We start from the raw sequence: 21,068 nt of genomic DNA, 5'->3' as shown, positions 1-21,068 counted from the left end.
AACTCCCGCCGCGGTCGCCGTCAAACCGCTTCGCACGCGGCTTAGCATGCTCCGCGCGCCTCGTCGCCGGTCGGGCGTCAGCGGCGATAGACAACGTCGTTCGACCTGGCCTACCAAATCGGCGTGTCACAACTCAGCGTTGGATCGTGAAGCCATGACCCTGAAGAGCGTCTTCATCGCCGCCGCCTTGCTTCCCTTGGCCGGTGCGGCCTGGGCCGACAACGCCTGTCTGATCGAAGGACAGGTCTACGGCGAGACCATCAAGGACTGCAGCCAGACCAGCCTGCCGATCCCCGCAGGCGACTATGCGGAACAGTGCAACAGCAACGCCAACGGTCCGCTGAAGGCGACGGTCCTGAAGGCCTGCCCGGCCAAGGCCCAGGCGGCGTGCATCAACCCCTTCGGCCAGAAGGTCACCACCTACTACTATTCGCGCGGTCCCCAGGCCCTGGCCGACACGAAGAAGAGCTGCGTCGCCCAGCAGGGCAAGTGGGTCGACAACCCCTAGCCTCGCGCCAGAGGCAGCAGGTCGACCGTCTCGCCTTCCGCCGCCGGCGGCGCGCCGGCCGGGCGCATCACCAGGCAGTCGGCGCGCGAGAACACGCCGATCAGCGAGGAGTCCTGGTCCGGGAAGGGCGTGACCCGCACCCGGCCTTCGGCGTCGATCGTCCGGGTGGCGCGCATCCAGTGCTCGCGCGGGCCGGTGGCGGGCAGGGGCGCGGCCAGCACGCCGGCGCTCATCGCCCCATCGACGCGGAAGACGGCGCCGGCGCCGGTCAGGGCGGCCAGCAGCGGACGCAGGAACAGCTCGGCGCAGACCAGGGCCGAGGCGGGGTTGCCGGGCAGGCCCAGCACGCGGCGGCCGTCCTGCAGAAGGCCGAACCAGGTCGGCTTGCCCGGACGCACGGCGATGGTCTGGACGCGCAGGTCCAGGCCCAGGGTCTGGAGCGCCGGCTTGACCAGGTCGTGGTCGCCGACCGAGGCCCCGCCGACGGTGACGACGAGGTCGACCTCGGCGGCGTCGACCGCCCGGGCGATGGCGTCCAGGTCGTCGGCCTGGGCCTTCAGCCTGATCGCCTCGCCGCCCCAGGCCTGGACCAGGGCCGCCAGGGCGAACGAGCCGGACTCGAAGATCTGGTCGGACGCGGGGTTCGCGCCGGGCGGAACCAGCTCGTCGCCCGTGGCCAGGATGGCGACGCGGGGACGGCGGGCCACGGCCAGCTCGGCGCGGCCGGCGGCGGCGGCCAGCGACAGCCGCCAGGCGTCGATCCGCGCGCCCTCGGCCAGCAGCAGGTCGCCGGACCGGAAGTCGCCGCCGGCGGGCCGGATGTTGCCGGGCGGCGGGTCGCGGTCGATCGCGAAGATCACCGTCTCGCCCTCGCGCGTGGCGTTCTCCTGGATCACCACCAGGTCCGCGCCCGGGGGCACGGGCGCGCCGGTGAAGATGCGCACGGCCTGGCCGGCCTCGACCGGTCGCCCATGGGCCCGCCCGGCGGCGCTTTCGCCCACGATCCGGAACGACGCGCCCGGCGAGAGGTCCGCGCGGCGGATCGCCCAGCCGTCCATGGCCGAGGCGTCGAACGGCGGCTGGTGGCGGTCGGCGACGATCGGCGCGGCCAGCACCCGGCCGACAGCCTCGGCCAGGGCGACCCGCTCGACGCCCAGCCGCGCGGCGTCGGACAGCATCCGGCCCCGCGCCTCGACGACGGTCAGGTTCTTCAGTTGAAGCTTGTCGCCGCTCACGCCGGCCCTCCGTAGCCCAGGACCCTCTAGTAGCGCGCGTCGCCGGGCCGCGCCGCCATGGTTTTCCAATAGCGCCCCTAGAATTGGTCCGGACTGGTCGCGTTCACCCCTGTTGTCTGTCCCTTTCGCCCCCTTTCGAGGAACGGCGATATCCATAGGCTCGCGCTTCCCTTTTTCGGAGACAATTCAATGAAGCGCTATGTGATCGAACGCGACATCCCCGGGGTCGAGGGGCTGGACGCCCAGCAGCTGAGCGGCGCGGCCGCGACCTCGAACAAGGCCCTGGCCGAGCTGGCCCCCAAGGTCCAGTGGGTCCAGTCGTTCGTCGCCAAGGACAAGACCTTCTGCGTCTATCTGGCCGAGGACGAGGCGGCGATCCATGACCATGCCCGGCTCAGCGGCTTCCCGGCCAATCGGATAACGCCGATCTCGGGGATCATCGACCCGACCACGGAACGGGCCTAGGCGTGGTCCGGGGACGCGGTGAAGGGCGGCGGGACGGGTGGAGCGTGCAGGACGTCACGGTCGTACTGTTCGATGACGGGCTGGCCTCGACGGCCGTCCTGCCGATGGAGATTTTCCATACGGCCGGCGCGCTGTGGGCCCAGCTGCACGGCCGGCCGCCCGCGCCGCGCTTCCGGGTGCGCACGGCGTCGCTGGCCGGCGCGCCGGTGCGCACGCCCTACGGCGCCCTGATCACCCCGGAGGTCCGCCTCGACCAGGTCGAGCGCACCGACATCGTGATCGTGCCGACCTCGGGCCTGGACCTGGACGTGAAGCTGCTGGAGAACAGCGCCATCCTGCCGTGGCTGCGCCGTCATCACGCGTCCGGAGCCTATGTGGCCGGGGTCTGCATGGGGGCGGCCTACCTGGCCGAGGCGGGGCTGCTGGACGGTCGGATCGGCACCACCCACTGGGCGCTGGGCGAGGCGTTCGCCGCCCGCTATCCCAAGGTCCGCTGGCGGCCCGACCAGTTCGTCACCGAGGACGGCCGGCTGCTGTGCAGCGGCGGGGTCATGGCGGCGATGGATGTCAGCCTGTACCTGGTCGAGAAGCTGTGCGGCCACGATCGCGGTGCAGACGGCCAAGGCGCTGCTGATGTCGATGCCGCGCACCCATCAGTCCGGCTACGCGGTGCTGCCGCTGTCGGCCCCGCACGACGACGCCGACGTGCGCGACGTCGAGGCCTATGTGCAGGGCGCGTTCCACCAGGACCTCAGCGTGGAGGACATGGCCGCCCGGGCAGGGCTGGGCGAGCGCACCTTCGTGCGCCGCTTCAAGGCCGCCACCGGCCAGCGGCCCGGGGCCTATCTGCAAGCCGTGCGGATCGAGGCGGCCAAGATGCTGCTGGAGCGGGAGGCGCGCTCGATCCAGGCCGTCAGTTCGGCGGTCGGCTACGACGACGTCGCGTTCTTCCGGCAGCTGTTCAAGCGCGCCACCGGCATGACGCCGGCCGAATACCGCCAGCGGTTCGGGGCGCTGCACGTGCGCAGCGGCCCGTTCGCCCGGGCGGAGCCGCCCGAAGGCTTCGCCGTCCTAGCCGACGAACGCCCGCTCGATCACGAAGTCGCCCGGCTCGGCGTTTGAGCCCTCGACCAGGCCGTGGGCCTCCAGCAGGGCGGCGGTGTCCTTGATCATGGCCATCGAGCCGCACAGCATGGCGCGGTCGTGCTCGGGATCGAACTTCACCTGCTCCAGGCCGAGGTCGGCGAACAGCTTGCCGCTCTCGATCAGGTCGGTGAACCGGCCCTGGCGCTCGAACGGCTCGCGGGTGACGGTGGGATAGTAGACCAGCTGGGCCTTGGCCTCGTCGCCGACCAGCGGGTCGTCGTGGATCTCGGCGGTGAACAGGTCGCGATAGGCCAGTTCCTGCACCTCGCGCACGCCGTGGGCGACGATCACCTGCTCGAAGCGGCTGTAGGCGTCGGGGTCGCGGGCCACCGACAGCCAGGGCGCCAGGCCCGTGCCGGTGCCGAACAGGAACAGGCGCTTGCCCGGGCGGACGGCGTCCAGCACCAGGGTGCCGGTCGGCTTCTTGCCCAGCAGGATCTGGTCGCCTTCCTTGATCTGCTGCAGGCGCGAGGTCAGGGGGCCGTCGGGCACCTTGATCGAGAAGAACTCCAGCTCCTCGGCGAAGTGCGGCGAGCCGATCGAATAGGCGCGCAGGATCGGCTTCTTTTCACCCAGGTCCTCGCGCGGCGGCAGGCCGATCATCACGAACTCGCCCGAGCGGAAGCGGAAGCTGGCCGGGCGGGTGATGGCGAAGCTGAACAGGCGGTCCGTCCAGTGCTTGACCCACAGCACGGTCTCGGTGTGCCAGGCGGCTTCCTTGACGGGAGCGGGCGCGGGAACGGTGGTTTCGATGGCCGACATAAGTGGGTTTCAAGTCCTGGACGCGTGGCGGACCACGCTATTCTGAGATGGCGTCGCCTAGGCCCTAGAAGCGACTGCGTCTCATGTGAGCACAGGCGCGTGGATGTCAACTTTGGTGGTCTGAAAGGGCTTTGAGAAATTCTTCCCCAAAAGCGTCAAAATGGCGGGCGCCTGTTTTTTGAACCGTGTCAAAATTGTGATTGCCGCCTCCCCAAACGGGGCGCACTCTTCGTCTTGCCCCCGCGTCCTAGACGAAGCGGAGGCCAACGATACGGAGGAACGGATGCGGGTTAGGTTCGTGATGGCCGCCGCGGCGGTCAGTGTGTTGGCGTTAGGCGTAACGGCTTGCAATGAGACCGGAAGCTCCGGTCAAACCCAAGCCCAGCAGGTGTCTCTCGAAGGGAAGTCGGTCACGGCTTCCGGCTGCGTACGCCCGGTGGAGAACACCTCGTGCATGGTGGTTCGCGGCCCCGGCGGCGGCTACTACGATATTTCCGGAGCCAGCCCGGCGCCGGATCCCGCCAAGGGCGTGGGCATCTCCCTGCAAGGACGTGATCTGGGTGAGAACACCCAGTGCGGGCGCAAGCTCAACGACGTGAAGTGGTCGTACCTGAACGTCCAGTGCGCCGCGGCCGCCCCGGCGCCCGCGCCGGAAACGGAAAAGGCCGGCTAATCGACTCAGGCTTCGCCGGAGCCCGGATCGGTCCGGGTCTTCGGCGAGTCCGAACTGCCCTCCGCGCCGCGCGGTTCGGTCGCGGGACGCGGGGCCTTGCCGTCGGAGCCGGAGGCGGGACGCTGGTTCTCGTTCTCGACCTCGCGGTTGGACGGCCTGTCCTGGCTGGGCCTATCTTGGCTGGGCGTCGGCATGGCGCGTTCCTCCGGGCTTTGGTTTGGCCAAGGTCTAACGCGCCGCTCCCGCGGCTGATCCGTCGGGACCAGGCATCGAATCCGCCGATCGCGCTCCGGCCGCTTGCCGGGCTCGAACGACCCTGCTAAACGACGCGGCTCTGGCGATGAGACCAACGCGCCGGCGGGCTTCAAAGAGCCTACCGGCGCGATGTTCATTGTCGGAAAGCCGGAATCTCCGCTAAGGGGATCGCGGTTCCGCAGGAGTGTAGCTCAGCTGGTAGAGCATCGGTCTCCAAAACCGAGGGTCGTGGGTTCGAGTCCCTCCACTCCTGCCACTATATGTCATCGGTCACCCCGGCTTTCGGGCTGACCTATCGAAAGTCGCGAGCCTCTTAAGTCATGGCCAGGAAACCGGGTTCCAGCCCGTCTGCGATCAAGAACCGCGCCGCGAAGACGGCCGCGGCGCTCGCGCCCGCCGGTCAGGCGGCCGCCGGTCAGGCGGCCGCCGCCGCCAAGGCTCCGGCTCCGCCGAAGAAGCCGATCAACCCGCTTCGCTTCGCGCAGGAAGTGCGCGCCGAGGCCCGCAAGATCACCTGGACCACCCGCAAGGAGACCTGGATCACCTCGGTGATGGTCTTCATCATGGTGGTGCTGGCCTCGCTGTTCTTCACCTTCGCCGACTGGATCCTGGGCCTGGGCGCCAACCTGCTCCTCAAGATCGCCGCGGGATAAGACACACCATGAGCAACGAAACCGCGTCCAATCCGAACCACAAGTGGTACATCGTCCACGCCTACTCGAACTTCGAGAAGAAGGTGGCCGAGAGCATCCGCGAACAGGCCAAGAGCCACGGTCTGGAAGACAGCTTCTCCGAAATCCTGGTCCCCACCGAGGACGTCGTCGAGATCCGTCGCGGCCGCAAGGTCAACGCCGAGCGCAAGTTCTTCCCCGGCTACGTGCTGGTGAAGATGAACCTTTCGGACGAAGCCTACCACCTGATCAAGAACACCCCGAAGGTCACGGGCTTCCTGGGCAGCGCTTCGAAGCCGCAGCCGGTCTCCGAAAAGGAAGTCCAGCGCATCATCGGCACCATCGAAGAGGGCGTCGAGCGCCCCAAGACCGTGGTGCTGTTCGAGGTCGGCGAGAACGTCCGCGTCACCGACGGCCCGTTCGCCAGCTTCAACGGCTCGGTCGAGCAGGTCGATGAGGAGCGGGCCCGCCTGCGCGTCACCGTCTCGATCTTCGGCCGCGCCACCCCGGTGGAACTGGAATACAGCCAGGTCGAGAAGATCGCCTAAGAGCGGCTTTCCAGCCGAAGCTTTCGAAAACCCCGCGTCGGAAACGACGCGGGGTTTTTGCTGTCCGCAGCGTAGGCGCCGCTTGACGCGGCCTCCTTAATATAGCCAATTAGCAATATAGCTATGAGGCAATGAGAATGCTCGCCACCCAGCCCCAACAGCTCGACCTGGTGTTCGCCGCCCTGGCCGATCCCACCCGCCGGGCGATCCTGGCGCGGCTGGCCCAGGGCGAGGCCACGGTCAACGACCTGGTCGCGCCGTTCGACCTGGCCCAGCCCACCATCTCCAAGCACCTGAAGGTGCTGGAGGGCGCGGGCCTGGTGTCGCGCGGCCGCAGCGCCCAGTTCCGCCCGGTGCGCCTGGAGGCGGGGCCGCTGGCCGGCGTCGACCAGTGGATCGGCGGCTACCGCCAGTTCTGGGCCCAGAGCCACGACCGCCTCGAGGCCTATGTCAAAACCCTGCAAGCCGAGGAGAGTTCGCGTGACGACTGAAGCCCAGGCCGATCGCCAGATCATCATCACCCGCCAGTTCGACGCGCCCGCGCGCATCGTGTTCCTGGCCCACAGCAAGCCCGAGCATGTGAAGCGGTGGTTCGGTCCCGTGGACTGGCCGCTGACGACCTGCGAGATGGATTTTCGGGTGGGCGGCCGCTTCCACTTCGCCATGACCGGCCCGAACGACGAGCCCGGCCCGCCGTTCGGCGGCGAGTATCTGGAGATCGAGCAGGATCGGCGGATCGTCTACACCAACGGCTTCGACGCCCCGGGCTCGCCGCGCTTCGTCACCGAGGTCACGCTCGAGGAAACCGGCGGCAAGACGACCCTGACCCAGGTCACCACCTTCGAGTCCAAGGCCGTGCGCGATCAGTACGTCGAGATGGGCTACGCCGAAGGGACCAATTCGGCCTACGACCAACTGGGCGACGTGGCCGTGGAGCTGAAGGGGTAGGGGGCGACTAAAATCGGTTGTCATCCCGGAAGCCTCGCAGAGGCTGGCCGGGACCTAGGGGACTGGGCAGATGCTTTGCAGTTCACCTGGGTCCCGGACAAGCGCTGCGCGCTTTCCGGGATGACAACAAAAGGCGGTGGTTGAAAGGGCGAGCCCTCACGCCCCCTCGAACGCCGACAGGATGGGGCAGGGGCCCGTCGTGGTCTCGCCGCAGGCGCGGGCCAGGCGCTTCAGCGCGTCGCGGGCCGTCTGCAGCTCGGCGATCCTGGCGTCCAGGGCGGCGATGCGCTCCAGGGCCAGGCCTCGCGCCCGGGCGTGGTCGTCGCCGGCGTCCAGGGCCAGCAGCTCGGCGACCTGTTCCAGGGTAAAGCCGGCCGCCTGGGCCGCGCGGATGAAGCGCAGGCGGCGCACGTCGGCCTCGCCGTAGCGCCGCACACCGCCGGCCGAGGCGCCGCCCTCGGGTCGCGCCGGCTGCTCCAGCAGGCCGCGCCGCTGGTAGTAGCGCACGGTCTCCACGCCTACCCCGCCGGCTTGGGCCAGGCCCGCGATCGTCGTCGACTTCATGGCCATCCCGCGCCTCTTGACTCCGTACCATGGTACGGAACCCATATGAGCGGGGTCCCGTTCTCGGGCAAGCCGGAGACCCTCGATGACCGCCTCGACCACGACCTCGCCTCGGACCGCCGTCCTCTATCGGATGGTGACCGACCAGCACGTCTGTCCCTGGGGTCTGCGCGCCAGGGACCTGCTGCGCCGCCGGGGCTACGCGGTCGAGGACCATCTGCTGACGACGCGCGAGGAGATCGACGTCTTCAAGGCCGCCCACGGGGTGGCGACCACGCCCCAGGCCTTCATCGACGGCCAACCTATCGGCGGCTACGACGACCTGCGCCGCCATTTCGGCCTGCGGGTGCGCGACCCCAAGGCCCTGACCTACACGCCGGTGATCGCGGTGTTCGCCGTCGCGGCCCTGACGGCGCTGGCCACCAACTACGCCGCGACCGGCCAGGTCTTCACCGCCCACGCCCTGCAATGGTTCATCGCCTTCTCGATGTGCGCCCTGGGCATGCTGAAGCTGCGCGACATCGAGACCTTCTCGACCATGTTCCTGGGTTACGACCTGCTGGCCCAGCGCTGGCTGCCCTACGCCCGGATCTATCCGTTCGCCGAGGTCGGGGCCGGGGTGCTGATGATCGCCGGCGCCCTGACCTGGCTGTCTGCGCCGGTGGCGCTGTTCATCGGGACCGTCGGGGCCGTGTCGGTGTTCAAGGCGGTCTACATCGACAAGCGCCAGCTGAAATGCGCCTGCGTGGGCGGCGACAGCAACGTGCCGCTGGGCTTCGTGTCGCTGACCGAGAACCTGATGATGATCGCCATGGCGGTCTGGATGCTGGTCATGTAGCGGCCTTTACGGCCCGCTTACGCCGGCGGGCCGGAGTCGAATGGCGCCCTTACGCGGCGCGGCGCGACAAGGACGGACCTTCTGGAGTCCGTCCGATGTCCGCCTTCCGTTGCAAACTCGCCTCCCTGGCCCTGGCGTTCGCCGCGGTCGGAGGCTTCGTCCTGTTTCTGGTGCTGGCCGCCCGGCATCCGCACGAGGCGCCGCTGCTGCGCATCCTGGCCTTCCTGTGGCTGGTCGCGGCCGGCGCGTCCAAGCTGGTGTTCGACCTGACCGAGAGCGCCGAGCGCGACCAACGCCACGAACCGTCGCGCCACGACCCATTGCAAGGCTTCCGGGAATAGGGAGGATGCGGCGCGCCGCCGCTTCCGGAGCCCGACCATGGCCGACGACCTCCGTGTCCGCCCCCTGACCCGCGCCGATCACGCCCAGTGGCTGCCCCTGTGGGACGGCTACAACGCCTTCTACGGCCGCTCGGGCGAGACGGCCCTGGACCCGGCGATCACGGCCATGACCTGGTCGCGCATCTTTGACGCCGACGAGCCGGTGCATGGCCTGGTCGCCGAACAGGACGGCCGCCTGCTGGGTCTGGTCCACTACCTCTTCCACCGCAGCACCACGATGATCGAGCCGATCTGCTATCTGCAGGACCTGTTCACGACGGAGCAGGCGCGGGGCAAGGGCGTGGGGCGGGCCCTGATCGAGGCGGTGTACGACGCCGCCCGGGCGGCGGGGGCGTCGCGGGTCTACTGGCAGACCCACGAGACCAACGCCACGGCGATGAAGCTGTACGACCAGGTCGCCGACAAGTCGGGGTTCCTGGTCTATCGCAAGCCGCTCTGAGGCGAGGCGGCGCTACTTCGCCCGCAGTCCCGCCATCATCACGCCCAGCAACCGCCGCGCGCCGGCGTCCCAGCCCGGCTGTTCGTGGCCGACGCTGAGGCCGCTCATCATCCTGAGGATGTCGTCGAAGCCGATGTCGGTCCGGATGTCGCCGGCGGCGTGGGCCGCCTTCGTCAAGCGCTCCAGGGTCGGCAGGATGGCGGCGCCGGAGCTGGCGTAGACGCGCGAGCCTTCGCCCGGATCGGCGCGGAGGGCCGGGGCGACGACGCGCTTGGTGGCCATGTAGTCGATCAGCAGGTTCAGCCAGGCCTCCAGAGCCTCCCCGGCCGAGCGCTCGGCCAGCAGGGCGTCGGCCGAGGCGGACAGCTGCCCGACCTCGCGCGCATAGACCGCCGCGATCAGGGCCTCCCGTGTGGGGAAGTGCCGATAGAGCGTGCCGATGCCCACGCCGGCCCGGCGCGCGATGTCCTCCAGCGGCGCATCGGCGCTGGTCTCGGTGAACGCCGCCTTGGCCGCCGTCAGCAGCAGGTCGCGGTTGCGCAGGCTGTCGGCGCGGGGCTTTCGGGCCTTGGGGGCAGAATCTTCGGGCATCGACCTTGAAAAGCGGAGGGGGCCTCCGAATATGTATCCGGAGCCTTCCTCCATTTAATCCTCCGGGCGGGCTCGGACAACAACCCTTCAAGGGAACCTGAGAGTCATGAGCGAACAATTCGGCGCCAAATCCACCACCGACGACGTCCTGGCCGGCGTCGACCTGTCGGGCAAGCGCGTCCTGGTCACCGGCGTTTCGGCCGGCCTGGGCGTGGAGACCGCCCGCGTCCTGGCCGCCCACGGCGCCGACGTCGTCGGGGCGGCGCGCGACCTGGACAAGGCGCAAGGCGCGACCGCCGTCGTCCGCGAGGCCGCCGCCAGGAGCGGGGGTTCGCTGACGCTGGTCGAGCTGGACCTGGCGAGCCTGAAGAGCGTGCGGGCCTGCGCCGACGCCCTGGTCGCCGGCGGCCGCCCGTTCGACCTGGTCATCGCCAACGCCGGCGTGATGGCCCCGCCGTTCGGCAAGACCGCCGACGGCTTCGAGACCCAGTTCGGCACCAACCACCTGGGCCACTTCGTGCTGATCAACCGCATCGCCAGCCTGCTGAAGGCCGGGTCGCGGGTGGTGTCGCTGGCCTCGTCGGGCCACCGCTTCTCGGACGTGAACCTCGAGGACCCGAACTTCGAGACCACCGAGTACGTGCCGTTCGAGGCCTATGGCCGCTCCAAGACCGCCAACATCCTGTTCGCCGTCGAGTTCGACCGCCGCCACAAGGACCGCGGCGTGCGGGCCGTGGCCGTGCACCCGGGCGGCATCCAGACCGAACTGGCCCGCCACCTGGATCCGGCCTTCATCCAGGGCTGGATCGACCAGCTGAACGCCCAGGCCGAAGCCGCCGGCCAACCGCCCATCGAGTGGAAGACCATCCCGCAGGGCGCGGCCACCAGCGTCTGGGCCGGGGTCACGGCGCCGGTCTCGCTGGTCGCCGGCCGCTATTGCGAGGACTGCCACGTGGCCGAGCTGGTGGACGACGCCTCGCAGATCCGGGCCGGCGTGCGGTCCTACGCGATCGACCCCGCCCGCGCCCAGGCGCTGTGGGCGCTGAGCGAGACGATGGTCGGCGAGACGTTCTAGGATCGGCCGCGACCGCCCCCTCTCTCCGGGGAGGGGGCGGTCGTCCGCCCGGCTGGACTCGCCGCGCCCCACCTGCTACATGCCGCGCCTTCGTCCCAGGACCCTGTCCCGGGGCGTGCTCGTCGTTATGGCGAGATCAAATCCGTGGAAGGGACGCCAAGCCCGCACCACGGCCAACCAGCGAAGGCCGGGCGACCGGCTTTCATGAGAGGATACAATGGCTAAGAAGATCCTGGGCTACATCAAGCTCCAGGTGAAGGCCGGCTCCGCCACGCCTTCACCGCCCATCGGCCCGGCTCTGGGTCAGCGCGGCGTCAACATCATGGGCTTCTGTAAGGAGTTCAACGCGCGCACCGAGAACGTCGAAAAGGGCACCCCCCTGCCGACCGTCATCACGGTCTATCAGGACAAGTCGTTCACCTTCGTCACCAAGACGCCCCCGGCGACGCACTATCTGAAGCAGATCACCGGCCTGAAGTCCGGCGCCAAGCTGACCGGTCGCGAGACCGTCGGCGAAGTGACCCGCACCCAGCTGCGCGAGATCGCTGAAAAGAAGATGAAGGACCTGAACGCCAACGATCTCGAGGCCGCGGCCAAGATCATCGAAGGCTCCGCCAAGGCCATGGGCCTGAAGATCGTGGAGGCCTAAGACCATGGCCAAGCAACCCAAGCGCATCAAGGCCTGGACCGGCGACCGTGACGCCACCCACGCCGTCGCCGAGGCCATCGCCCTGGTGAAGGCCAACGCCAAGGCCAAGTTCGACGAAACCGTCGAGATCTCGGTCAACCTGGGCGTCGACCCGCGTCACGCCGACCAGCAGGTCCGCGGCGTGGTGAACCTGCCCTCGGGCACCGGCCGCGACGTCCGCGTCGCCGTCTTCGCCAAGGACGCCAAGGCGGCTGAAGCCACCGCGGCGGGCGCCGAGCACGTCGGCGCCGAAGACCTGTACGAAAAGATCGCCGGCGGCTTCATGGACTTCGATCGCGTCATCGCGACCCCGGACATGATGGCCCTGGTCGGTCGCCTCGGTAAGGTGCTGGGCCCGCGCGGCCTGATGCCGAACCCGAAGGTCGGCACCGTGACCCCGAACGTCGGCCAAGCCGTGAAGGACGCCAAGGGCGGCGCCGTCGAGTTCCGCGTCGAGAAGGCGGGCATCGTCCACGCCGGCATCGGCAAGATCTCGTTCACCGACGAAGCCCTGCTGGTCAACGTGAAGGCCCTGGTCGACGCGCTGAACAAGGCCAAGCCGTCGGGCGCCAAGGGCGTCTACGTGAAGCGTATCGGCCTGTCGTCGACGATGGGTCCGGGCTTCAAGGTCGACGTCGCTTCGGTCAACGCCTAAGCCCTTCGAACTGAGCTAAGCGAGCGGGCGCTGGAGCGATCCAGCGCCCGCTTTGCGTTTGGGGCTTGGCCCTTCGAATGGGAGCCGCCTGCTCTATAAGAGCAGGAGTTCCTTCCGCCGCCGGACATCCAGCCCCCGTGACCGATCCTCAAGTTCTCGACGTCGCCGTGATCGGCGGCGGGCCGGCCGGGCTGATGGCGGCCGAGGTGCTGAGCGGCGCTGGGCTGTCGGTCGCGGTGTTCGAGCGCATGCCGACCCTGGGGCGCAAGTTCCTGATGGCCGGGCGCGGCGGGTTGAACCTGACCCATTCCGAGGACTTCGAGCGGTTCGTCGCCCGTTACGGCGCGGCCGCGCCCATCCTGCGGCCGATACTGGAGGCCTTCACCCCGGCCGACCTGGTGGCCTGGGCCGAGGGGCTGGGGCAGGCGACGTTCGTGGGCACCAGCGGCCGGGTGTTCCCCAAGGCGCTGAAGGCCTCGCCCCTGCTGCGGGCCTGGATCGCGCGGCTGGAGGGGCAGGGCGTGGCGCTGAACCTGCGCTCGACCTGGACCGGCTGGAACGCGGCCGGCGACCTGGCCTTCGACACGCCCGACGGGCCGCGCGCCGTACGGCCGCGCGCCACCGTCCTGGCCCTGGGCGGGGCCAGCTGGGCCAAGCTGGGTTCGGACGGCGCCTGGGCGCCGCGGCTGGCGGCGCGCGGCGCGGCGACGGCGCCGTTCCGGCCCGCCAATGTCGGCTTCACGGTCGACTGGACGCCGCTGTTCCGCGAGCGCTTCGCCGGATCGCCGCTCAAGAACGTCGCCTTGACCTTCGAGGGGCGGACCTCGCGCGGCGACGCCCTGGCGTCGGGCTACGGCCTGGAGGGTGGGGCGGTCTATGCGCTGTCCGCCGCCCTGCGCGACGCGATCGCGGTCCACGGCTCGGCGACGCTGGAGATCGACCTGCGGCCGGACGTTCCCCTGGCCCAGCTGACCGCGCGCCTGTCCAGGCCGCGCGGCGGGCAGTCGCTGTCGAGCTGGCTGCGCAAAGCTGTCCACCTGTCGCCGGTCGAGATCGCCCTGCTGCGCGAGGCCCACGGCCTGGCCCTGCCGGTCGCGCCCGACGCCCTGGCGGCGGCGATCAAGGCCGCGCCGATCGTGCTGACCGGGACCCAGGGGCTGGAACGGGCGATCTCGTCGGCCGGCGGCCTGGCGTTCGACGCGCTGGACGGACTGGAGCTGAAGGCCGCGCCCGGCGTGTTCGTGGCCGGCGAGATGCTGGATTGGGAGGCCCCGACCGGCGGCTACCTGCTGCAGGCCTGTTTCGCCACCGGCGTGGCGGCGGCGCGGGCGGTCATCGATCGGTTGAGCGCGCCCTAGCCGCCTCGCCGCGAGGGATGCTTTTCGCGGGAAAAGCCGCTTTGACGATTGACCGAACAATGTTCTTCGAACAGCGTCTCGACTCCACCATTCCGGGGGGAAGGGAACCATGACGACCATTGCCCAAACGTCCGCCGTCGGCGGCGCGCGTCCTGACGTGCTGTCCGGCGACCGTACGGCCTTCATCGACCGTTGGATCTATGTGTTCACCGCGGCCAGCTTCATCGTGATCGTGCTCCTGGGGTTCATCCCGGACTCGCTGGGCAAGATGGCCGCGGTCGAGGCCGGGCAGCGGCCGCCGTTCCCGGTGGTGCTGCATGTCCACGCCGCGCTCATGGGCAGCTACATGCTCCTGCTGCTGACCCAGACCTGGCTGGTGGCGACCGGTCAGGTCGCGCGCCATCGCCTGCTGGGGACGTTGGGCGCGGTGCTCGCGGCGGCGCTGGTCGTGGTCGGGTTCGTGCTGATCCCCACCATCTACCACCAGGTCTTCGCCGGCGCGCAGGCCGCGCCGCCGCCGGCCAAGGCCCAGGCGACCGCATTCGTCGGGATCGTCGAGAACATCATGCTGCTTCAGCTCCGCATCGGGTTCCTGTTCTCGATCCTGGTGTTCCTCGGCGTCGCGGCGCGCGTGACGGATCCCGGCTTCCACAAGCGGATGATGATCCTGTCGATCGCGGTCGCCCTGCCCGCCGCCTTCGACCGCATCACCTGGATTCCGACCACCCTGCCGGGCCGGCCGGTTTCGTCCGACCTCTATGTCCTGCTGGCGATCGCGCCGATGTTCCTGTGGGACATCTACCGCAACCGCAGGATCCACCGCGCCTACTGGGTCTGGCTGGCCGTCGCCGCGCCGTTCACCGTCGCCGTCCACGCCCTCTGGGACACGCCCTTCTGGCACGCCACGGCCAAGCGGCTCATGGGCGTCTAGGCGGCAGCGGACGGGGGCAGGCGCATGCGCCTGTCCCCGACCCCGATCTACTTCATCGCCGCGCGGATCTTGGCCGCCTCGGCTTCGATCGCCTTGGGATCGCCCTTCTCGTTCTCGACGAACATCAGCGGCTTGCCGGCCACGCGGGGGATCACGTGGATATGCAGGTGCGGCACGCTCTGGCCGACGCCGTTGTTCTGGACGATCGTGAAGCCCTCGACGCCCAGCCCATCGACCTGAGCCTGGCCGACCCTGGCGGCCACGGCCATGATCCGCGACAGGTCCTGGGGCGAGATCTCCAGGATGTTGCGGGCCTTGGAGGTCTTGGAGATCACCAGCACGTGGCCCGGCTCGGCCGGGGCGTGGTCCATGAAGGCCAGCACCTGGTCGTCCTCGTAGACCTTGGGCACGACGATCTCGCCGCGCAGGATCTTGGCGAACGGATTGCTCTCGTCGTAGGGCGCCTTCAGCGGAATCTGCGGCGTGCCCGGCTTGGCCGAGGCCGGATCGAACTGGCCCAGCCAGCGGATCACCTCGCCCTCCAGCGCGATGCGGCTGTCGGAGAAGCTGTGGTCGGTGTCCATGTAGGTTTCGGTCAGCGCCTTGGCCTGGGCCTGGCGGGCGGCCGTGGCCAGCTTGCGGGTGGTGGGCGCGCCCGCGTGCTCGGCCCCGATCATCAGCAGCGGCCGGTCGGCGATGCGGGCGCTCAGCGCTTCCAGGTCAAGCTGGGTCGAGGTGGTCTCGATCTCCTTGGCCAGCAGCTCGGCGCTGGTCCCGGCCAGGGGCGGGGTGCTGTCCTTCAGGCCCTGCAGGGCGGCCTTGCGCTTGGCCGGATCGACGAGGTCGGCCTTCCTCTTGCCGATGTCCCAGGCGTCGATGAGGATCGCCCCCGCCGCCTTGGGATCGCCGGCCACGGCGTCGGCGGCCATGAAGCCGCCCATGCTGTGGCCCGCCACCACGATCCGCGTCGGGTCGATGCGGTACTTGGCGACGTTGGCCGGGTCGCGCAGGAAGGCCAGCGCCGCCTCGGCGTCGGCGCGGCTGTTGGCGAACGAGAACTTGCCCGGGCTGCCCCACGAGCCGCGGTAGTTGACCCGCATCACGTTCCAGCCGGCGCGGCGCACGGCCTGCATCAGGTCGATATTGGTCTCGTTGCCCGGGAAACCGTGCAGCATCAGCATCGTCGGATGCGGCTGGTCGCCCGAGGCCAGGTACATCATGGCGTTGACCCGCACGCCGCCCGTCGGGACGGTGAAGGCGGCCATGTCGGCCGGATGGGCCGCGTCGCGCGGCGGATCGGCGACGACCGCCTTGGGGATCGGCGGGGCCTTGGGCTCGGCGAAGGTGGGGGCGGCGAGGCCGACGAGCATCAGGGCGGCGAGGCCGGCGGCGAACGTGCGATGCATCCCTGAAATCCCCTTATTCCCGATGGTGTTTCCGTTATCCGGAAAGGGGAGGGGGAAGGCTAGTCTTTGCATGTTCATCACCGTCATCCCGGGCCTTGTGCCCGGGCCCCCTCTGTCCGCCGCAGGTGCGGGAGGGGCGGTTCACGTGCGGGCCGAACGAGGGGTTCCGGGCACAAGGCCCGGAATGACGGTTGGAAGGTGGGGGATCTGATTGAAGGGGCCCTGTTGAAATCCATCCCCAAACCGTCTATACGCCGCCCCTTCTCCGCTGGGCTCGCCCGGCGGCGATCCTGTTTGAGAACTGCGGGGCGTGGGGTCACCAACGCCGTAATCGAGGAAGAGCCCTTCCTCGCCGTCGGGAGACAGGGATAGAGACGCCGACGCTCTCCTGACTCGTGACTCCTGTCCGAGACAGATACGCGGCCGACTTTCCTTGGAACAGGCTGATGCGACTCGCGTGCGGGAGCGATCCCGCGTGGGACGAGCATTTGGCTGCCGGAATGGTCCGGCCGCTGTTATTGAGTAGGAGACCGCAATGGACCGCGCTCAAAAGCAGGAATCGATCGAGTCGCTGAAAAGCGTCTTCGCCGATGCCGGCGCTGTCGTCGTGACCCACTACATGGGTCTGACCGTTGCGGAAATGACCGACCTTCGTCTCCGCCTCCGCAAGGAAGGCGCCGCGATCAAGGTTGTGAAGAACACCCTGGCCCTCAAGGCTCTGGACGGCAAGCTCGGTGACAAGGGCGAAAAGCTCTTCACCGGTCCGGTCGCCATCGCCTACGGGCCGGACGCTGTTTCGGCCGCCAAGGTCGCCGTTCAGTTCGCCAAGGAAAACGACAAGTTCAAGCTTGTCGGTGGCGTGCTGGATCAGACCAACGTGCTGGACGAAAACGGCGTGAAGGCTCTGGCGACCCTGCCGTCGCTGGACGAACTGCGTGGCAAGCTCATCGGCCTCCTCCAGGCCCCGGCGACCAAGATCGCTGGCGTCCTGCAGGCTCCGGCTGGCCAGCTGGCTCGCGTCTTCAACGCCTACGCGACCAAAGACGCCGCGTAACGGTCATCACCGCATCTATCCCATATCTCTCTAAGGAACTTACACATGTCCAAGCTCGAAAAGCTGGTTGAAGAACTGTCCACCCTGTCGGTGCTGGAAGCCGCTGAGCTGTCCAAGCTGCTCGAAGAAAAGTGGGGCGTCTCGGCCGCCGCTCCGGTCGCCGTGGCCGCCGTCGGCGGTGGCGCTGCCGCCGCTCCGGCCGAAGCCGCCGAAGAGCAAACCGAATTCACCGTCGTCCTGACCGACGGCGGCGACAAGAAGATCAACGTGATCAAGGAAGTCCGCGGCGTTCGTCCGGACCTGGGCCTGAAGGAAGCCAAGGACCTGGTCGAAGGCGCTCCGCAGAACGTCGTTGAAAACGTCTCGAAGCAAGTCGCCGAAGAAGTCGCCAAGAAGCTGACCGAAGCCGGCGCCAAGGTCCAAGTGAAGTAATTCACTTCCCCATGCCTCGCGCATGGGGGACCTGCCGGCGTCAGTTCTCTGACGCACGCGTTGACGGCCCCGGAGGGAAACCTCCGGGGCCGTTTTCGTTTGGGTCGCGCGCGCCTGCGTCATCCTGGCACGCTCGTTGCTAACCATCGGTCGCGCACGCAGCAGTGGAGGCGACCATGGCGATCTCGGGGATTTCGGGCGGCGGCTATTCGATGTGGAGCCCGCTGGCGGCGGCGTCGGCCACGACCGGCTCGAGGGCGGCGCTCGACAGCGCCAGCGACCTGGACAAGGTCCGCGACAAGGGCCTGGTGGCCTTCGCCAAGGAGGCCAAGAAGGACGCCTGGGAGGAAAAACTCAAGGCGTGGAAGGCCGAAGCGATGAAGAACGCCGGCCTGACCGAGGAAAGCCTGGCGGCCATGTCGCCCGACCAGCGCACCCAGGCCCTGCAGCAGATCGACGACGCCGTGAAGGCCAAGATCAAGGAAGCCATGGACGGCGCCAAGGCCCAGGCCAAGAACGGTCTGGCCGTGCCCAACTTCGTCGACATGAGCGTCTGATATAAAGCGGCAACCTTTGCCGCATGACGGGCGTTATTTGCCCATGCTCAAGCTGGCTGGAATCCTTCTCGTCCTGATGATCGTGTTCGGGATCCTCGGCTTCGTCGTCGACGTGGCCGGCGGCCTGGCCAAGATCGCGTTCTTCGTCTGCCTGATCGCCTTCGCGATCTCGCTGGTCGGCAAGGCGATGAATCGGGGCTGAGTCCATTAGTAATATCAATCTTGTTGACGCCGACCGGACGCGCCTCTAGCGATTGCCGCCAATAGATAGCGGTAACATTAGGGGAAGCGATGGAACGGCTGAACACGGGCGCGCGGCGCTGGACGGCGGGGCTGGTCTCGAGCCTGGCCCTGGGCTTCTCCGCCGGCCTGATGGCCACCAGCGCGGTCGCCGCGCCGGCGGCGGTCATGGACCGCAACGGCTCGTACGTCTCGGTCGAGACCTACGCCCCCAACATCGTCCGGGTGACCATCAGCCAGGACCGCGCCCTGGCCGAGGCCGCGCCCGGCTACGGCTTCACGGCCGACAGCGACGACAAGGGCTGGCGCCACGACCAGAAGGCCGGGGCCGACATCTTCACCTCGGGCGCGCTGTCGCTGGAAGTCGTCGCCCAGCCCTGGCCGGGCGCGCCCTCGCAGATGGAGCGTTATTTCGCGCCGTCCCTGCCGCCGGTCTCGGTCAAGATCCGCAAGGCGGATGGAGCCCCCATCGTCAGCATGACGGGATGGGAAATGTCGCCCCATGTCGTCAGCGGCGAGCGGACCTACCAGGCCGGCGCCAGCTTCTCGACCAGCGCCGACGAGCACTTCTACGGCTTGGGGCAGAACCAGGAAGGCATCCTGGACCTGCGCGGCCGCTCGATCACCTGCAAGCATGACTACGACGCGCCGGCCGGCGAGACCGTCTGCGTGCCGTTCATGGTGTCGAACAAGGGCTATGGGATCATCTGGGACAACCCGTCGGAGACCAAGGTCTATCCGGCCGTCAACGGCCGCACCCTGTGGCAGTCGAAGGTCGGCGAGCGGGTGTCGTTCTTCGTGATCACCGGCAGCTATGACGAGATCTACGCCGGCTACCGCAAGCTGACCGGCGTCACGCCGCTGCCGCCCAAGGCCGCCTTCGGCTACATCCAGTCCAAGGCCCGCTACGAGAGCCAGAAGCAGATCCTCGACGTCGCCAAGGGCTATCGCGACCGCGGCTATCCGCTGGATGTGATGGTGCTGGATTGGTTCTACTGGACCCGGATGGGCCAGCTGGACATCGACCCGACCTACTTCCCCGACCCGGCCGCGATGAACAAGGAGCTGCACGACAACGGCGTGCACAGCATCATCAGCGTCTGGCCGCGCTTCGAGAAGGAAGGCCGCTACTTCAACTATCTGGCCGACAAGGGCTGGTTCCTGAAGGACGCCGACGGCAAGCCGGTCGACGGCCTGCCGTTCCGCAGCGACCGCACCGGCGCCCTGATCGACAGCACCAACCCGCAGGCCCGCGAGTGGTTCTGGGGCAAGATCCGCGACAACATCGCCTCCAAGGGCTTCGACTGGTTCTGGCTGGACGAGACCGAGCCGGACCTGGTGCCGGAGGGCTATTTCTGGAGCATCGGTTCGGGCGACCGCTACCGCAACGTCTTCCCGCTGGTCCACACCCAGGGCGTGGCCGAGGGCTCGCGCCGCGACCGTCCGGACAAGCGCAACCTGATCCTGTCGCGCGCCGCCTATATCGGGACCCAGCGCAACGGGGCGCTGTTCTGGTCGTCCGACATCCAGCCCACCTGGGAAGCGCTGAAACGCCAGGTGCCCACCGGCCTGAACTTCACCGCGACGGGCCTGGCTTACTGGGGCAACGACATTGGCGGCTGGCAGTGGCTGCCCCAGACCACGACGGCGACCAAGCCGCCGCTGCTGGACCCGTCCGACGCCCGCGACGTGGTGGGCCAGAACAACGACTATCCCGAGCTGTTCGCCCGCTGGTTCCAGTACGGGACCTTCACCCCGACCTTGCGCGTGCACGGCATGCGCAAGGACACCGAGGTCTGGTCGTACGGCAAGGGCGCCGAGGCGGTGGTCGCCAAGTACCTGAAGCTGCGCTACGCCCTGATGCCGTACCTCTACTCGATGGGCCACTCGACCTACGAGACCGGGGCGCCGTTCATGCGCGGCCTGTTCATGGACTTCCCGAACGATCCCAAGGTGGTGAACCTGGGCGACCAGTACATGTTCGGCCCGGCCTTCCTGGTGGCGCCGATCACCGATCAGGGCGTGACCGAGCGCGACGTCTACCTGCCGGCGGGCGCCGACTGGTACGACTACTGGACGGGCAAGAAGGTCGCCGGGGGGCAGACGATCAAGGTCTCGGCCCCGATCGACACCATCCCGCTATTCGTCCGCGCCGGCTCGATCGTCCCGATGGGCGCGCCCATCCAGAGCACGGCCACGCCGCAGGCGATCAGCGCGGTGAAGGTCTATCCGGGCCGCGACGCCGACTTCACGCTGTACGACGACGACGGCGTGACCAACGCCTACGAGAAGGGTGTCGGCAAGACGGTGAAGCTGCACTGGGACGACAAGGCCGGCAAGCTGACGGCGACGGGCGACAAGGCCTTGTCGGCCCAGGCCCTGGCGGCGGTGCAGGTGGTCCGCTAGGCGCGGCGACCGACTTGGGGGACACACACTCGCGGAAAGACGGGGTCATGGATCCCGAGCCGTGCAGCGAGTGTGTGTCCCCGCCTTCCGCCTCGGAGGAGGTTCCAAGCTCAACGGCGGGTTCCCGCATTCTTTTGTGGATAAACCCCCTTTCCATACCCGGCGGGTTGTCCTATATCCGCCCGTTCACGAAGACATTTCGGCGGAACGCGTACGCGCGTG

At 68.6% G+C, this 21,068-nt stretch carries 27 protein-coding genes and 1 tRNA gene; 22 read left to right on the top strand and 6 right to left on the bottom strand.

What is annotated here, in order from left to right; translation table 11 throughout:
• The first annotated feature begins 154 nt into the window (after window positions 1–154).
• A complete protein-coding gene (locus WAE60_RS13975) occupies window positions 155–508 on the top strand; it encodes a hypothetical protein (protein WP_029907248.1) in 354 nt (117 codons plus the stop codon).
• On the opposite strand, the gene glp is transcribed toward WAE60_RS13975, so the two are convergent.
• The gene (gene glp / locus WAE60_RS13970) at window positions 505–1,743 is read right to left on the bottom strand and encodes a gephyrin-like molybdotransferase Glp (protein WP_337687132.1); all 1,239 of its coding nucleotides are present in this window, start codon (window positions 1,741–1,743) and stop codon (window positions 505–507) included. The two genes, WAE60_RS13975 and glp, sit on opposite strands and share 4 nt — an antisense overlap.
• Window positions 1,744–1,932: 189 nt before the next feature.
• Here glp and WAE60_RS13965 point away from each other — a divergent pair, with 189 nt between their 5' ends.
• On the top strand, window positions 1,933–2,208 hold the full coding sequence (locus tag WAE60_RS13965) for a DUF4242 domain-containing protein (RefSeq protein WP_337687130.1): 276 nt from the start codon (window positions 1,933–1,935) through the stop codon (window positions 2,206–2,208).
• 564 nt (window positions 2,209–2,772) lie between these two features.
• Window positions 2,773–3,330, top strand: a complete 558-nt coding sequence (locus WAE60_RS13960) for a helix-turn-helix domain-containing protein (RefSeq protein ID WP_337687129.1) — start codon at window positions 2,773–2,775, stop codon at window positions 3,328–3,330.
• Here WAE60_RS13960 and WAE60_RS13955 read toward each other — a convergent pair.
• Entirely contained in the window at window positions 3,280–4,116 is an 837-nt protein-coding gene (locus tag WAE60_RS13955) for a ferredoxin--NADP reductase (protein WP_029907252.1), read from the bottom strand. The two genes, WAE60_RS13960 and WAE60_RS13955, sit on opposite strands and share 51 nt — an antisense overlap.
• 454 nt (window positions 4,117–4,570) lie before the next feature.
• Between WAE60_RS13955 and WAE60_RS13950 the strand changes: the two genes are divergently transcribed.
• Window positions 4,571–4,789, top strand: coding sequence for a hypothetical protein (locus tag WAE60_RS13950; RefSeq protein ID WP_231499373.1), 219 nt, complete (start codon window positions 4,571–4,573; stop codon window positions 4,787–4,789).
• A gap of 5 nt (window positions 4,790–4,794) precedes the next feature.
• Here the strand turns inward: WAE60_RS13950 and WAE60_RS13945 are convergent, their stop codons facing one another.
• Entirely contained in the window at window positions 4,795–4,983 is a 189-nt protein-coding gene (locus WAE60_RS13945) for a hypothetical protein (RefSeq protein ID WP_029907254.1), read from the bottom strand.
• A 241-nt stretch (window positions 4,984–5,224) separates the two neighbouring features.
• On the opposite strand from WAE60_RS13945, the gene WAE60_RS13940 reads away from it, so the two are divergent.
• The 5 genes from WAE60_RS13940 (at window position 5,225) to WAE60_RS13920 (ending at window position 7,211) form a co-directional block, all read left to right on the top strand.
• Window positions 5,225–5,300: transfer RNA gene (locus WAE60_RS13940), tRNA-Trp, on the top strand.
• 64 nt (window positions 5,301–5,364) lie between these two features.
• A complete protein-coding gene (gene secE, locus WAE60_RS13935) occupies window positions 5,365–5,697 on the top strand; it encodes a preprotein translocase subunit SecE (protein ID WP_337687125.1) in 333 nt (110 codons plus the stop codon).
• 8 nt (window positions 5,698–5,705) lie between these two features.
• Entirely contained in the window at window positions 5,706–6,263 is a 558-nt protein-coding gene (nusG, locus tag WAE60_RS13930; protein ID WP_029907256.1) for a transcription termination/antitermination protein NusG, read from the top strand.
• Between the two features lie 137 nt (window positions 6,264–6,400).
• The gene (locus WAE60_RS13925) at window positions 6,401–6,754 is read left to right on the top strand and encodes a metalloregulator ArsR/SmtB family transcription factor (RefSeq protein WP_029907282.1); all 354 of its coding nucleotides are present in this window, start codon (window positions 6,401–6,403) and stop codon (window positions 6,752–6,754) included.
• Window positions 6,744–7,211, top strand: coding sequence for an SRPBCC domain-containing protein (locus tag WAE60_RS13920; protein ID WP_337687123.1), 468 nt, complete (start codon window positions 6,744–6,746; stop codon window positions 7,209–7,211). Before WAE60_RS13925 ends, WAE60_RS13920 begins: the two co-directional genes overlap by 11 nt.
• A 156-nt stretch (window positions 7,212–7,367) precedes the next feature.
• Here WAE60_RS13920 and WAE60_RS13915 read toward each other — a convergent pair whose 3' ends face one another.
• Window positions 7,368–7,781: a MerR family DNA-binding protein gene (locus WAE60_RS13915; RefSeq protein ID WP_231499374.1), complete on the bottom strand. Its 414-nt coding sequence runs from the start codon at window positions 7,779–7,781 to the stop codon at window positions 7,368–7,370.
• 79 nt (window positions 7,782–7,860) lie between these two features.
• Between WAE60_RS13915 and WAE60_RS13910 the strand changes: the two genes are divergently transcribed.
• From WAE60_RS13910 to WAE60_RS13900, 3 genes are all read left to right on the top strand, one after another.
• On the top strand, window positions 7,861–8,613 hold the full coding sequence (locus WAE60_RS13910; protein WP_337687119.1) for a MauE/DoxX family redox-associated membrane protein: 753 nt from the start codon (window positions 7,861–7,863) through the stop codon (window positions 8,611–8,613).
• 95 nt (window positions 8,614–8,708) lie between these two features.
• The gene (locus WAE60_RS13905) at window positions 8,709–8,954 is read left to right on the top strand and encodes a hypothetical protein (RefSeq protein ID WP_029907260.1); all 246 of its coding nucleotides are present in this window, start codon (window positions 8,709–8,711) and stop codon (window positions 8,952–8,954) included.
• A gap of 37 nt (window positions 8,955–8,991) precedes the next feature.
• Window positions 8,992–9,453, top strand: a complete 462-nt coding sequence (locus WAE60_RS13900) for a GNAT family N-acetyltransferase (RefSeq protein ID WP_337687116.1) — start codon at window positions 8,992–8,994, stop codon at window positions 9,451–9,453.
• A 12-nt stretch (window positions 9,454–9,465) separates the two neighbouring features.
• Here WAE60_RS13900 and WAE60_RS13895 read toward each other — a convergent pair whose 3' ends face one another.
• On the bottom strand, window positions 9,466–10,044 hold the full coding sequence (locus tag WAE60_RS13895) for a TetR/AcrR family transcriptional regulator (RefSeq protein ID WP_337687115.1): 579 nt from the start codon (window positions 10,042–10,044) through the stop codon (window positions 9,466–9,468).
• A 106-nt stretch (window positions 10,045–10,150) separates the two neighbouring features.
• Between WAE60_RS13895 and WAE60_RS13890 the strand changes: the two genes are divergently transcribed.
• The 5 genes from WAE60_RS13890 (at window position 10,151) to WAE60_RS13870 (ending at window position 14,751) form a co-directional block, all read left to right on the top strand.
• Window positions 10,151–11,119, top strand: a complete 969-nt coding sequence (locus WAE60_RS13890; protein WP_337687113.1) for an SDR family NAD(P)-dependent oxidoreductase — start codon at window positions 10,151–10,153, stop codon at window positions 11,117–11,119.
• A 217-nt stretch (window positions 11,120–11,336) separates the two neighbouring features.
• Window positions 11,337–11,768, top strand: coding sequence for a 50S ribosomal protein L11 (gene rplK / locus WAE60_RS13885; RefSeq protein WP_007661528.1), 432 nt, complete (start codon window positions 11,337–11,339; stop codon window positions 11,766–11,768).
• Window positions 11,769–11,772: 4 nt separating this feature from the next.
• Window positions 11,773–12,462 carry a 50S ribosomal protein L1 gene (gene rplA, locus WAE60_RS13880; protein ID WP_029907263.1) on the top strand — a complete coding sequence of 230 codons (690 nt, stop codon included), beginning with the start codon at window positions 11,773–11,775 and terminating at the stop codon, window positions 12,460–12,462.
• A gap of 137 nt (window positions 12,463–12,599) precedes the next feature.
• Window positions 12,600–13,820, top strand: a complete 1,221-nt coding sequence (locus tag WAE60_RS13875; protein WP_337687109.1) for a TIGR03862 family flavoprotein — start codon at window positions 12,600–12,602, stop codon at window positions 13,818–13,820.
• Window positions 13,821–13,929: 109 nt separating this feature from the next.
• The gene (locus tag WAE60_RS13870) at window positions 13,930–14,751 is read left to right on the top strand and encodes a hypothetical protein (RefSeq protein ID WP_337687107.1); all 822 of its coding nucleotides are present in this window, start codon (window positions 13,930–13,932) and stop codon (window positions 14,749–14,751) included.
• A gap of 47 nt (window positions 14,752–14,798) precedes the next feature.
• On the opposite strand, the gene WAE60_RS13865 is transcribed toward WAE60_RS13870, so the two are convergent.
• Window positions 14,799–16,157: an alpha/beta fold hydrolase gene (locus WAE60_RS13865; protein ID WP_337687105.1), complete on the bottom strand. Its 1,359-nt coding sequence runs from the start codon at window positions 16,155–16,157 to the stop codon at window positions 14,799–14,801.
• Window positions 16,158–16,692: 535 nt separating this feature from the next.
• Here WAE60_RS13865 and rplJ point away from each other — a divergent pair.
• The 5 genes from rplJ to WAE60_RS13840 all read left to right on the top strand — a co-directional run bounded on the left by rplJ (window position 16,693) and on the right by WAE60_RS13840 (window position 20,846).
• On the top strand, window positions 16,693–17,211 hold the full coding sequence (rplJ, locus tag WAE60_RS13860) for a 50S ribosomal protein L10 (RefSeq protein WP_029907267.1): 519 nt from the start codon (window positions 16,693–16,695) through the stop codon (window positions 17,209–17,211).
• A 45-nt stretch (window positions 17,212–17,256) separates the two neighbouring features.
• On the top strand, window positions 17,257–17,643 hold the full coding sequence (gene rplL / locus WAE60_RS13855) for a 50S ribosomal protein L7/L12 (RefSeq protein WP_029907268.1): 387 nt from the start codon (window positions 17,257–17,259) through the stop codon (window positions 17,641–17,643).
• A gap of 176 nt (window positions 17,644–17,819) precedes the next feature.
• Complete coding sequence (locus WAE60_RS13850) at window positions 17,820–18,200, top strand: hypothetical protein (protein ID WP_029907269.1); 381 nt, start codon at window positions 17,820–17,822, stop codon at window positions 18,198–18,200.
• Window positions 18,201–18,243: 43 nt separating this feature from the next.
• Window positions 18,244–18,402, top strand: a complete 159-nt coding sequence (locus WAE60_RS13845) for a hypothetical protein (protein ID WP_197026630.1) — start codon at window positions 18,244–18,246, stop codon at window positions 18,400–18,402.
• 89 nt (window positions 18,403–18,491) lie between these two features.
• Window positions 18,492–20,846: a glycoside hydrolase family 31 protein gene (locus tag WAE60_RS13840; protein WP_337687101.1), complete on the top strand. Its 2,355-nt coding sequence runs from the start codon at window positions 18,492–18,494 to the stop codon at window positions 20,844–20,846.
• The last annotated feature ends 222 nt before the right edge of the window (window positions 20,847–21,068 follow it).

This window comes from Caulobacter sp. CCG-8 (assembly GCF_037402475.1).
Lineage (GTDB): Bacteria > Pseudomonadota > Alphaproteobacteria > Caulobacterales > Caulobacteraceae > Caulobacter.
This window is presented reverse-complemented; position numbering and strand designations above follow the sequence as displayed.